An 11,847-nucleotide genomic window follows, 5' to 3' on the forward strand; every position below is an offset into this window, starting at 1 on the left:
TACTTCATGGCTCGTGTCGCGCTGGTGACGGGAGGGACGCGTGGCATCGGTCACGCAATCTCGACTGCGCTCAAGAATGCGGGCTACCGCGTCGCCGCTAACTACGCGGGTAACGACGCCGCTGCGCAGCAGTTCCAGGTCGAGACGGGCATCCCGGTCTTCAAGTGGAACGTCGGCGACTACGCCGCCTGCGAAGCCGGCTGCGCCCAGGTGGCGAAGGAGGTCGGCCCGGTCGACGTCCTCGTCAACAACGCCGGCATCACGCGTGACGCCATGCTCCACCGCATGACCCTCGAGCAGTGGAAAGAGGTGATCTCCACCGACCTCGATTCCGTCTTCAACATGACGCGTCAGGTGATCGACGGCATGCGTGCCCGCAACTTCGGCCGCGTCATCAACGTCTCGTCGATCAACGGCCGCAAGGGCCAGATGGGGCAGACGAACTACTCCGCCGCCAAGGCCGGCATGCACGGCTTCACCAAGGCGCTGGCCTTCGAGGGCGCGGCCAAGGGCATCACCGCCAACACCATCGCGCCCGGCTACATCGCCACCGAGATGGTGCGCGCCGTGCCGAAGGAAGTGCTCGACACCAAGATCATCCCGCAGATCCCGGTCGGCCGCCTCGGCGAGTCGGAGGAGATCGCGCGTGCCGTGGTGTTCCTCGCTGCCGATAGCGCCGGCTTCATCAACGGCGCGTGCTTCGACATCAACGGCGGCCACTACATGGCCACCTGAGCGATCGACGCCAAGCCCGACGACGGGGCACTACCAAATGCAAAGGCCGGGCTCGCGCCCGGCCTTTTTGTTGTCTGCGCCTGATCGGTGCGGGCTTAGCCGCGCAGCCGCGTGCGGATGATGCGGGGGAATTCGTCGCCGGTGCCGGTGGACTGCTGCTCGGCGCCCGGCTGGCGGCCGTCGTCGAAGCTCCACCACCGATCGCCGCCCGCGGCCTGGCCGGGCTCGCCCCCCATGCCCTGCTGCGGCTGCCGGGCCGGGGCGTAGCCGCCCTGCGCCGCGGCACCGCCATTGCGCTGGGCGATCGGCGCCGCGAACCACGCTTCGATCAGATCGAGCTCGTCGGCCGACAGATTGAGGCCCTGGCTACGGCAGCGCGCGACCACGAAGTTGCGGAAGCGCGAAGCGAACAGGTTCGGCGAGGCGCCCTGGTCGAACCACGGATCGGGCTCGCTGACGACGTCGAGCACAAAGCGCACGTCGTCGCGGCGGATCTCGATGCCCATGCTCTCGGCACGCTTCACGATGTTGCTGAGCGTCTGCTGGCCGGAGAGGCCGTTGGCGGCGATCTCCTGCGCCATCACGTCGAACAGCGTGCGGTAGTCCTGCGGCGACAGCGTCGGAGCCTGGCTCGCCTCGTGGATGCGGGCGATCGACTGCTGTATGGCCGCGGCGCCCTGGGCCGTGCGCTGCGCGCCCGGAGCCTGCTGGCGGGATTGCCCCGGCTGGCCCGAGAGGGTGTCGGACTGTGCCGGGGCCAGCGGACCGCGCTGCATCGGAGCGGGGGCCCCGATCGGCGCAGCGTCGGCTCGCTGAGCGGGTTGACCACCGAACAGCGGCGCGAGCGCGCGCTGCATGATGGGCTGCTCGGAGCGGATTGGCTCGGAGCGGACGATCTCGTTGCGGATGGGCTCGGCGCGCGTCTCGATGCGCGGCGCGTCGGTCTGCACGGCACGCTTGGCGTCGTAGACGAAGTAGGGCGCATTGCCGGTGAGGCGGATGTCCTCCGGCAAGCCGCGGGCGAGAAGGTCGCGGAAGCTGCCTGTGCCGCCCCAGGCGGAGCCGGCGGTCTTGTCGTGACCGAGAATGCGCACGCAGCGGTCGGCCAGCGCCTCGAGCGGCATCGGCTGATCGGCGGCGCGCACGGCGTTGGCGACCTCGGCGAGGATCTCTCGGCGCACCGACTCGATCGACGCGGCGCTCGGCAGCGCCTGCTGCTCCGCGCGGCCTTCGCTCTGGTTGGTCAGCTGGCCGTCGACCAGCAGCGACAGGAAGCTCGCCTCGCGGATCTCCGCGTCGCAGATCGCCGTATAGGGGGCGGCGGTGTGATCGTTCGAGTAGATCACCGTGCGGCGCGCGTGCGAGCGGAGGCGGTGCAGCACCGGCGTGAAGTCGGCGTCGGCCGAAAGGATGACGAACTCGTCGAAGTAGGTGTCGTGCGTGAGCAGGTCGCGCACGTCCATCACCATGCGGATGTCGGCGGAGTTCTTCATCTGCGCGGTGAGCGGCGGGCAGTCGACGACCTCGAAGCCGGCGCGCAGGAAGTGGTGGCGCACGAACGGGAACGAGCTCATGTCGGTGGAATTATCGCCCTGGTTACGGCGGGGGACAGGATTACCGTAGCAGCGGTTGATGACGATGCGGCGGTCGGCTTGCAGTGCCGGCGAGTTGGTCGCCGTCATCAGCGCTCCCGACGCGATCTCCTTGAGCCAGGTGCCAGCGTCCTTGGAGAAACGCTTGGCCGCCTCCTCGTTCTTGCGCTTCAGCGACAAGTAGACGTTGTCGTAGTCGACGAACACCGCCGTTAGAATTTGCCCAGACGACTCGCGCTTCATAAGCGGCATCCCCCCGCGTGGCCGTAAAATGTCGATTGCGAGGACTTTTTGGTGAGTCGGCCTTCAGCGGCAACCAGAGTCGACTCGCGATACGGGGAAAACTGTTCAATGCTCGGCGCTTAGTTGACGTGGCACGCACCAACAAACAGTGGAAAACCCGATTGTGAGGTTTGCGGGCAACAAAGTGGTCGCTGCTCGTGGCAACACTTCACGCACGCGGCGGGGAAAATCCGTTCTCCGCCAACTCGAAATGCTCGAACAGAAAACCCGGGGCCACGGTGCAGCCGACGAGCGTCCAATCGCCGAGGCTCTGCGCACTCTGCCAGTGGCCCGGCGGCACGACGCCCTGCGGGCGCTCGCCGGCCACGAGGTCGGCGCCGAGACGCAGTTCGGTCTGCGGCCCATCCGGCGGCGCGATCGACAGAAGCAGCGGCGCGCCCGCGTGCCAGTGCCACACTTCGGCAGCGTCGACGCGGTGCCAGCGGGAGATTTCGCCGGCGGCGAGCAGGAAATATATGGCGGTAGACGCGGCGCGCTTCCCGTCGCCGCGGTCGTCGCGGAACGTCTCGCGGTAGTGGCCGCCTTCCGGATGCGGCTGCAAATCGAGGAGTTGGATGATCTCGGCCGCGGTGCGCTCGGACATGCTTCAGCTCTTGTTCTTGCGCTCGCGGATAGCGGCGAACACGTGCCAGTCGGGCGCGTACAGCATGCCGAGCTTGGCGCGGATGGCGGTGACGTGCGGGCGCAGGAAGGGGTTGGTCTCGAGCTCGCGGTCGAGGCGCGTCGGCAGCGTCGGCTTGTTGTCCTTGCGCAGCTGGTCGACCTCCTTGGCGCGATTGACCAGCGCCTGGTTGTCGGGCTCCAGCGTCAGCGCGAAGGCTGCGTTCGACTGCGTGTACTCGTGGCCGCAGTAGATTTCCGTGTCGCGCGGCAACCGGCTGAGCTTCTGCAGCGACTTCCACATCATCTCGGCATTGCCTTCGAAGATGCGGCCGGCGCCCATCGCGAACATCGTGTCGCCGACGAACGCGACCTTGGCGGCCGGTATGAAGTAGGCCACGTGACCCAGCGTGTGCCCGGGCGTCTCGATGACCTTAATCTCGAAGGTGCCGAACTTGATCGTGTCGCCTTCCGCCACGTCCACGTCGATGCCGGGTATGCGCTCGGCCTCGCCCTTGGGGCCGATGATGGTGCAACCCGTCGCCTCCTTGAGTTGCAGGTTGCCGCCGGTGTGATCGCTGTGATGGTGGGTGACGAGGAGGTGCGTCAGCTTCCAGCCCTTCGCCTCCAGCCGCGCGAGGATCGCCTTGGCGTCGGGCGCATCGATGGACGCCGTGACGCCCGCCTCGGGGTCGTGGATCAGCACACCGTAGTTGTCGGAAAGGCAAGCAAACTGCTCGATTTCGAGCTTCGGCATCAGAACCGGCTCACTTTCTTGGCAAGCGTCGACGAAGCGCGAGCGTAGCGGCGCGCCGATCCGATGACAACGCGGGCTTGAAATGCCGCGCGAAGCGGTCAGATTGGCGGGCGACGCAAAAGGACTGCGACCATCATGCAGCTCGACGTCGAGGAACTAAGGGAGTTCTACGCCGCGCCGCTCGGGCAGACGGTGCGCCGGCTGCTGACGCACCGCATCCGCGCGCGCTGGCGCGGCCTGCACCGCTCGACGCTCATCGGCCTCGGCTACTCCGCGCCCTATCTCGGCGCGTTCCGCGGCGAGGCGCAGCACCTCGGCGCGCTCATGCCCGACAGCCAGGGCGCGGTACGCTGGCCGCGCGATGGCGCGTCGCAGAGCGTTCTCGTCGACGACGACCGCCTGCCGCTCGCCGACGGGTCGGTCGATCGCCTGCTTGCCGTGCACTGCCTCGAGGTCGCCGAGCACACGCGGCACCTGCTGCGCGAGATGTGGCGCATCCTGGCGCCCGAAGGTCGCATCATCCTCGTCGTGCCCAACCGCCGCGGCGTGTGGGCGCGATTGGACAATACGCCGTTCGGCTTCGGGCGCCCCTACAGCCGCCGGCAGCTCGAGCAGCTTCTGGTCGGCGCGATGTTTACTCCGGTCGATTGGGGTGGCGCTCTCTATTTCCCGCCGCTCGGCCGGGCGGTGCTGCTGCGCTCGTCGACTGCGTGGGAGCGCGTCGGCGAGTCGGTATCGCCGGCGTTTTGTGGGGTGATGATCGTCGAGGCGCGCAAGGAGCTGGTGGCGCCGATCGGCAAGCCGGCCAAGGCGCGGCGCCTGCCGCAGCTGGTGCCGTCGGCCACGTCCGCCCGCCGCGACCGCAGCTGACGAGTTGACTCAGCCGGCTTCGCGGAAGCTCTGCGCGGTTTGCAGGTCGACCGAAACGAGCTGCGAGATGCCCTTCTCCGCCATGGTGACGCCGAACAGGCGGCTCATGCGCGACATGGTCATTGGGTGGTGGGTGATGACCAGGAAGCGCGTCGCGGTCTCCGCCGCCATCGACTCGAGCAGGCGGCAGAAGCGATCGACGTTGGCATCGTCGAGCGGTGCGTCCACCTCGTCGAGCACGCAGATCGGCGAGGGGTTGGTGAGGAACACGGCGAAGATCAGCGACAGGGCGGTGAGCGACTGTTCGCCGCCCGACAACAGCGACAGCGTCACCGGCTTCTTGCCCGGAGGCTTGGCGATGATCTCCAGCCCGCCTTCCAGCGGATCCTCGCCCTCGATCATTTCGAGCCGCGCCTCGCCGCCGCCGAACAGCGTCATGAACAGCTTGCCGAAGTGGGCGTTGACCGCCTCGAACGCCTCCTGCAGCCGCTTGTGCGCCTCGCGGTTGAGCTGGCCGATGGCGGCGCGCAGCTTGGCGATGGCGCTCTCCACGTCGGTCTTCTCGGTGTCGAGGTTGGCCGCCTGGATGCTGAGCTGCTGCAGCTCGTCGTCGGCGGCGAGATTGACGCCGCCCAAACGCTCGCGGTCGGCCTTGAGGCCGGTCAGCTTGCGCTCGACGTCGGCGAGTGGCGGCATGTAGGCGCCGGGCTGAAGCTCGGAGACCGCCAAGCAGCCTTCCGGCGCGATGCCGAGTTGCTCGCGGATCTGCCGCGAAACGTCTTGCCGGCGGGTGCGGGCGCCCTCGAGCCGTGCCTCGGTGCGGGCGCGGCCCTCGCGCGCTTCCGTCACGGTGCCCTGCGCCGCGCGCAGCGCCTGCACGCCGGCGCGCAACGCCGTGTCGGCCGTGGCCAGCGCGTCGGCGGCTACCTGTCGCTCGCGCTCCGCCGCGGCGAGCGCGCTCATCAGCTTGTCGCGCTTCTCCTCGATCATCGCCGGGACATCGGCGAGCCCGTCCAACTCGCGCTCGGTGTCGACGAGGCGTGTCTTCAGAGTTTCAATCTGCTGCTCGGCGCCGCCCGAACGCGTCGTCCAGCGCTCGCGCTCAACTTCGATAGCTGTGCCGCGATCGGCGCGGGCACGCCGCTCGCGCTCGATATCGCTCACGGCGGCGCGCGCTTCGGCCACGGCCATGCGGCGCGCTTCCGCCTCGGTCTTCGCCGCGGCGAGCACCGGCTCCAAGTCCTCGGCGGCGGCAAAGGCTGCGGCTGCCTCCTCCGCCTCGCCCAGCAAGTCCTTGGCGACGACAAGCTCTTCTTCGGCGCGCGCCCGCGCGCCCGAGACGGCGGCGAGCTTGCTTTCCGTGTCGCGCGCCGCGCGCTCGATGGTCGTGAGGCTGTCCCGCGTCTTCGCCAGCATGCCCTGCGCCTCGCGGCCGAGCTGGCGCAGGCGCTGCTCCTCGGCGCGTGCGGCGGTGAGTGCCTCGACGGCCTGGCGCTCTTCGTCCGCGGCCGACGCGGCGGCGGTGTGGGCTTCGGCTTCCTCGATTTCAAGCGACGACAGCCGGTTCCGCTCGGCGAGGCGCTGGGCGGCGGGCGTCGCGCCTTCAGCGGCGGCCGTGAAGCCGTCCCACCGCCACAGATCGCCGGCGCGGCTGACGAGGCGCTGGCCCGGCTTCAACGCCGGCTGCAGCTTATGGCCCTGGGTGCGATCGGCGACGATGCCCGTCTGGCGCAGGCGGCGGTCGAGCTCCGGCGGCGCCTGCACGTGGGTGGAAAGCGGGTCGACGCCGGCGGGCAGCACCGGATCGTGCCGCGGCACCTCGACGTGGCGCCAGTGGACGGCGGCTTCTAGCTCGGCGGGCGCCTCGAGATCGTCGCCGAGTGCCGCGCCGAGCGCTGCCTCGTAGCCGTGCGCCACGCGGAGACGTTCGAGGATGGGCGGGAAATCCGTGTGCCGCGCGCCAATCAGCAATTTTACGAGGGTCTCGCGCTCGGCGCGCATCGCCGCGAGGCCTAGGCGCGCCTTGTTGCTCACCTCGCGCGCCGCGTCGGCGATGGCGGCGATGGTGCGGGCGTTTTCCTCGGCGGCGAGCGCCTGCGTCTCGCACTTGACGATCTGGTCGGAGAGCGTCTGTCCCGCCTCGGTGATCTGCTGCAGCTTTTCCGCGTCGGGCGCGCGCCCGGCAATCTCGCGCGTCTGCGCCTGCAACTCGGCGAGCTGGCGGCTGAGCTTGGCGATCACCGCCTGGCGCTCGGCGAGATTGGCTTCGACGCTGTGCTTGCGGGCGCGATGCTCGGCGACCTTGGTGGTCAACTCGGCGAGCTGGCCTTCGGCGTCGCGCAAAGCTTCCTGCGCCGCCTCGAGCCGTGTGCGGGCGCCGCGCTCGCTGTCGCCTGCCTCGGCCTCCGCCGCGGCGAGCTTTTCGGTCTCGGTTCCGAGGTCGGCGAGGATCTGGCGGGCCTCGCCGATCAGCGCTTCCTCACGTGCGGTGTCGTTGCTGAGCTGCTCGGCCCGAGCGCGCAATTCGCGCTCGCGCTCCGCGGCGCGCGCCGCCTCCCGCTCGAAATTCTCCTGCTCGACGCGCAGCCGCCCGAGGACGCCGGCGCGCTTGCCTTCCTCCTCGCGCAGCGGGTCCATCTGCTCGGCGAGACGCACCTCCTCGGTGAGCGCCTGCGATTCCGTTTCCGTCGCCGTGGCGAGCACTGACAGCGCGTCGCGCAGCCTGCCCTCCTCGCCGTCGACTTGCGCCTGCGCGTCGGTCCACGCGAGATGCATGACGAGCGCTTCCTGGCGGCGGATCTCGTCGGAGATTTCCTTGTAGCGCCGCGCCGCGCGCGCCTGCCGCTTTAGGCTCTCGACCTGGCTGTTGAGCTGGCCGAGCACGTCGCTCAGCCGCGCCAGGTTCGACTCCGCTGCCTTGAGGCGCAACTCCGCCTCGTGGCGGCGGCTGTGCAATCCGGCGATGCCGGCCGCGTCCTCGAGTATGCGGCGGCGCTGCTCGGGCTTGGCGTTGACGATCTCGCCGATCTGCCCCTGGCGCACCAGCGCCGGCGAGCGGGCGCCGGTCGCGGCGTCCTCGAACAGGATCTTGATGTCGCGGGCACGCGCCTCGCGGCTGTTGATGCGATAGGCGCTGCCCGCCTCGCGCTCGATGCGCCGGGTGATCTCGACCTGGTCGCTGTCGTTGAACTCGGCCGGCGCCTTGCGTTCGTGGTTGTCGAGGAAGATCGTCACTTCCGCCGAGTTGCGGGCCGGACGCGAGTTGGTGCCGGAGAAGATCACGTCGTCCATGGCGGCGGCGCGCATGCTCTTGTGCGAGGTCTCGCCCATGACCCAGCGAAGCGCTTCCAGGAGATTGGATTTGCCGCAGCCGTTCGGCCCCACGACGCCGGTGAGTCCCGGCTCGATGACCAGCTCGGTCGGCTCGACGAACGACTTGAATCCCAAAAGCCTTAGGCGAGTGATCTTCATCGCGGTCCCTGCGCGCAGCAAATAGCGCCGCTCAGCATAGCGGATGCAGCCGGATCAGTTCGGCGCCCCAGCCGACGCGGTAGCCGGGCCCGCCAGCAGCGGATCGACCATCGCGCGGATGTCCTCCAACGTGAGCTCCTTCTTTACGAGCTTGCCCGCAACGAAGAAGTTGGGAGTGCCCATGACACCGAGCTTGCGCCCGCGGTCTTTCACCCACTTGAGCCCATCGATCATGGCTTGATTCTCGCGACAGGCGTCGAACTGCTGGCGCGTCATCCCCACCTGCGCGGCGACCTTGAATACGGGGTCGAGGCGCACCTCCTGGGAGACCCAGGCCGATTGCTGCTCCATGAATTTCCCATAGAGCGTCAGATACTTGTCAGGATTCGCGCAACGCAGCGCGACGGTCGCGGCACCCGACGTCTTGCCGATCGGGAACTCGCGCATGATGAAGCGCACCTTGCCCGTGTCGATGTACTGCTTCTTGAGCTGCGGGAAGGTGGTGAGGTGGAAGTTGCGGCAGTGCGGGCAGGAGAGCGACGCGTATTCGACGATGGTGACGGGGGCGTCGGGGCGGCCCAACGCGAATTCCGGCAGCGTGCCGGTCACCATGATGTCGGCGGGCGTCGGGTTCTCGATCACCTCGCGGCCGCCCGCGGGCTTCTCGCTCGGATCGGCGAAGGGATTGAATCGCTCCGGGCCTGTCGACGCTGTGTCCTCGGCGCTCGGATAGGCGCCGCCGGTGTCCGGCGCCTTGTCGGGCGTCAACTCAGTGGTCGGCGGCAACAGGGTATTGCCGCCGCACCCCGCCAGCAGGGCCGGGAGCATGAGCAGCGCAGCAAGGACGCTTATCCGGCTCACGATCCTATGGCTCAGCTCTTGGCCAGCAGCGGCTCGATCATGGCGTCGAACTTGTCCAGCGTCGGACCGCCGTCGAGCTTCTTGCCGTTGATGTAGAAGGTCGGCGTCGACTGCACGCCGAACACGTCGGAGGCGCGCGTGCGGCCGGCGGTGATGTCGTCGAGCAGCTTCTGATCGGTCAGGCACTTGTCGAACGACTCCTGCGTGAAGCCGGCCTGCTTGGCGATCTCGAACAGCCGCGGCACGGGGTTGCCTTCGCCGAACGCCCACTCCTGCTGCTTCTCGAACATCACCTCGATCAGCGGGAAGGCTTTGTCGCCCCCGGCGCAGCGCGCCAGCATCGAGGCGGCGGCGGCGAGGTTGTCGAGCGGGAACTCGCGGAAAATGTAGCGCACCTTGCCGGTGTCGACGTACTTCTTCTTGAACTCGGGCCACACATCCTTGGTGAAGTGAGCGCAGTGGCCGCAGGTCATCGACGCGTACTCGACGACCGTCACCTTGGCGTCCGTGGGGCCGACCGCCAGGTCCGGCAAGCCGACCGGCTTCATCAGCTCCTCGACCGGCACCTCGCTCGGCCCCTTCTGCTGTTGCTGGGCGGCAACGGGGAGGGCGAGGACGGTGACGATGGCACCGGCGCAGAGGGCGGCAACGGCGGCGCGGCGCGCAAGCTCAAAACGGCCGGAGTAGAACTTCGATGCGGACACGTGTGTGCTCCTTGGACGAACTACGTTATTGCGGCCCGGGCGCTCCCGCCCGACTAGCACGCTATCGGGCGTTGGAATAAGGCAAAACGGGCCGCGCTCCAAGTGAATGAAGCTTAATGCTCGCCCTGATGTAGGGGTTTTTCAGCGGCTTTGGGCGCGGTGCGTCAGACCGGATTTCAGGTTCGCCAGCGCCGTCCGTAGCCGCTCGTCGGCAATTCCGGCAAGCTCGGGCGCGGTGTCGGGTGTGACAGGCGCGCGCGGGGCCTCGGATGGGGCTCGGGCGCGCTCGGGTAGCGGCGCCTGCATGATGCGCAGCTCGCCGACGGCGCGGTAACCGAAATGGCCGTTGATGCGCTCGATGATCTGTTGCGCCTTGTATTGCGCGTCGAGCGCGCGGGCCGGGTCCACCCGGACGATCAGCGTGGCGCCGGGCCGTCCTTGCGCGCCGTCTTCCACGTCGCCGCCGATGTCGACGCCGCGCGGCCATTTCAGCCGTTCCGGCGCCGTGTACTGCGCCACCTCGGCGCCGACGATGACCGCCCAATCGGTGAGCAGTGCCGCGGCGGCGAAGCCGTACTTCTCGAAGGCCTTGTGCGTCAGCTTCGGAACGTAGGTGCCGACGGCGCGTGCCGAGATGTAGCCACGCGAGTGTGGCGTCGGCGCCGTTCGGGCGCGCAGTGCTGCGGTGTTGCTGGCCATGCTAGGCTTAGTCCGCCTTGGAGAGTTTGCAGCGCGGTATTCGACGCTTAGCATCGCCGGATCGATTCGCGGGCGCCGGGAGACGATCCCTTGACTGCTGTTGCGCGAAAGCAACTGCCGCTCCGGCCGGCCGGCCCCGACACGGTCGACGCGCTGCTCGCGTGGTACGACGAGGAGCGCCGCGATCTGCCCTGGCGCGTGGCACCCGGCAAGCGTGCCGATCCCTACCGCGTCTGGCTGAGCGAGATCATGCTGCAGCAGACGACGGTCAAAGCCGTCATCCCATTCTACGCACGCTTCCTGGCGCGCTGGCCGACCATCAAGGCGCTCGCCGCGGCGCCGCTTGACGATGTGCTCGCCGCCTGGGCGGGGCTCGGCTACTACAGCCGCGCGCGCAACCTGCACAAGTGCGCCATCGCCGTGGTCGAGGATTTCGGCGGCAAGTTTCCCTCGACCATCGCCGAGCTGCAGAAGCTGCCCGGCATCGGCCCGTACACGGCGAACGCGATTGCCGCGATCGCCTTCGGCGAATCCGCGACGCCTGTCGACGGCAATGTCGAGCGCGTCGTCGCGCGGCTGTTCGCGGTGCGCCAATCGTTGCCGGCGGCGAAGACCGAATTGAAGCGGCTCGCCGCCACACTTACACCCGAGCGCCGTGCCGGCGACTTCGCGCAAGCGATGATGGATCTCGGCGCCGGCATCTGCACGCCGCGCCGCCCGTCGTGCCTCGTCTGTCCGGTGCAGCAGGACTGCGCCGCCGCGGCGCATGGCATTGCCGAGCAGCTGCCGATGCGGCTCGAGCGCGCCGAGCGCCCGCAGCGCGTCGGCTTCGCCTTCGTTGCCTTGCGCGAGGACGGCTGCGTGCTCGTGCGCAAGCGCGCGGAGGCGGGGCTGCTCGGCGGCATGCTGGAGGTGCCGAGCACCGCGTGGGGCGACCTGCTGCCGCCGGCCAAGGAAGCGCTGAGGTCGGCGCCGTTACGTGCCGACTGGTGGGCCGTGCCCGGCACCGTCGTGCACGTGTTCACGCATTTCCGTTTGGAGCTCATCGTCTATCGCGCGCTGGTGCCGGCCGACGCCACGCTCACCTTCTGGGCCGAGCCGGAGCGCTGCCAGTGGGTGGCGCGCCGCGACCTGCACGCCGCGGCGCTGCCGAGCGTCATGCGCAAGGTCATCGGCCACGCGCTGAAAGAGAACTAGCGACGTAGAGTACGCCCTGACGGCGGAACGGGGTTTGAAGCTGCGCAGTTTGGGACAC

General features: G+C 68.8%; 10 protein-coding genes. 3 read left to right on the top strand and 7 right to left on the bottom strand.

Annotated elements, in window-relative coordinates:
• Positions 1–6: 6 nt before the first annotated feature.
• Positions 7–735: an acetoacetyl-CoA reductase gene (gene phbB / locus GIW81_RS13235; protein WP_154739857.1), complete on the top strand. Its 729-nt coding sequence runs from the start codon at positions 7–9 to the stop codon at positions 733–735.
• 95 nt (positions 736–830) lie between these two features.
• Here the strand turns inward: phbB and GIW81_RS13240 are convergent, their stop codons facing one another.
• The 3 genes from GIW81_RS13240 to gloB form a co-directional block, all read right to left on the bottom strand.
• Positions 831–2,570, bottom strand: a complete 1,740-nt coding sequence (locus tag GIW81_RS13240) for an NYN domain-containing protein (protein WP_154739858.1) — start codon at positions 2,568–2,570, stop codon at positions 831–833.
• Positions 2,571–2,778: 208 nt separating this feature from the next.
• Positions 2,779–3,213 carry a cupin domain-containing protein gene (locus GIW81_RS13245; RefSeq protein WP_154739859.1) on the bottom strand — a complete coding sequence of 145 codons (435 nt, stop codon included), beginning with the start codon at positions 3,211–3,213 and terminating at the stop codon, positions 2,779–2,781.
• A 3-nt stretch (positions 3,214–3,216) separates the two neighbouring features.
• On the bottom strand, positions 3,217–3,987 hold the full coding sequence (gloB, locus tag GIW81_RS13250; protein WP_154739860.1) for a hydroxyacylglutathione hydrolase: 771 nt from the start codon (positions 3,985–3,987) through the stop codon (positions 3,217–3,219).
• A gap of 135 nt (positions 3,988–4,122) precedes the next feature.
• Here gloB and GIW81_RS13255 point away from each other — a divergent pair, with 135 nt between their 5' ends.
• Entirely contained in the window at positions 4,123–4,857 is a 735-nt protein-coding gene (locus tag GIW81_RS13255) for a methyltransferase domain-containing protein (RefSeq protein ID WP_154739861.1), read from the top strand.
• A 9-nt stretch (positions 4,858–4,866) separates the two neighbouring features.
• Here GIW81_RS13255 and smc read toward each other — a convergent pair whose 3' ends face one another.
• From smc to GIW81_RS13275, 4 genes are all read right to left on the bottom strand, one after another.
• Positions 4,867–8,328, bottom strand: coding sequence for a chromosome segregation protein SMC (gene smc / locus GIW81_RS13260; RefSeq protein ID WP_154739862.1), 3,462 nt, complete (start codon positions 8,326–8,328; stop codon positions 4,867–4,869).
• Positions 8,329–8,382: 54 nt separating this feature from the next.
• Positions 8,383–9,189: a DsbA family protein gene (locus GIW81_RS13265; protein WP_324615031.1), complete on the bottom strand. Its 807-nt coding sequence runs from the start codon at positions 9,187–9,189 to the stop codon at positions 8,383–8,385.
• Between the two features lie 11 nt (positions 9,190–9,200).
• The gene (locus GIW81_RS19115; RefSeq protein WP_324615032.1) at positions 9,201–9,893 is read right to left on the bottom strand and encodes a DsbA family protein; all 693 of its coding nucleotides are present in this window, start codon (positions 9,891–9,893) and stop codon (positions 9,201–9,203) included.
• Between the two features lie 141 nt (positions 9,894–10,034).
• Positions 10,035–10,592, bottom strand: a complete 558-nt coding sequence (locus tag GIW81_RS13275; protein ID WP_195930565.1) for a DUF721 domain-containing protein — start codon at positions 10,590–10,592, stop codon at positions 10,035–10,037.
• A gap of 90 nt (positions 10,593–10,682) precedes the next feature.
• Here GIW81_RS13275 and mutY point away from each other — a divergent pair, with 90 nt between their 5' ends.
• Positions 10,683–11,789: an A/G-specific adenine glycosylase gene (gene mutY, locus GIW81_RS13280; protein WP_229309291.1), complete on the top strand. Its 1,107-nt coding sequence runs from the start codon at positions 10,683–10,685 to the stop codon at positions 11,787–11,789.
• Positions 11,790–11,847 lie beyond the last annotated feature (58 nt).

This window comes from Hyphomicrobium album (assembly GCF_009708035.1).
In the GTDB taxonomy this organism is placed as follows: domain Bacteria; phylum Pseudomonadota; class Alphaproteobacteria; order Rhizobiales; family Hyphomicrobiaceae; genus Hyphomicrobium_A; species Hyphomicrobium_A album.

Excerpts from the sequence above, each read along its gene's own strand:
- GIW81_RS13240 (WP_154739858.1), bottom strand. The coding sequence starts at position 2,570 with ATGAAGCGCGAGTCGTCTGGGCAAATTCTAACGGCGGTGTTCGTCGAC.
- GIW81_RS13275 (WP_195930565.1), bottom strand. The coding sequence starts at position 10,592 with ATGGCCAGCAACACCGCAGCACTGCGCGCCCGAACGGCGCCGACGCCA.
- gloB (WP_154739860.1), bottom strand. The coding sequence starts at position 3,987 with ATGCCGAAGCTCGAAATCGAGCAGTTTGCTTGCCTTTCCGACAACTAC.
- GIW81_RS13255 (WP_154739861.1), top strand. The coding sequence starts at position 4,123 with ATGCAGCTCGACGTCGAGGAACTAAGGGAGTTCTACGCCGCGCCGCTC.
- GIW81_RS13245 (WP_154739859.1), bottom strand. The coding sequence starts at position 3,213 with ATGTCCGAGCGCACCGCGGCCGAGATCATCCAACTCCTCGATTTGCAG.
- phbB (WP_154739857.1), top strand. The coding sequence starts at position 7 with ATGGCTCGTGTCGCGCTGGTGACGGGAGGGACGCGTGGCATCGGTCAC.
- smc (WP_154739862.1), bottom strand. The coding sequence starts at position 8,328 with ATGAAGATCACTCGCCTAAGGCTTTTGGGATTCAAGTCGTTCGTCGAG.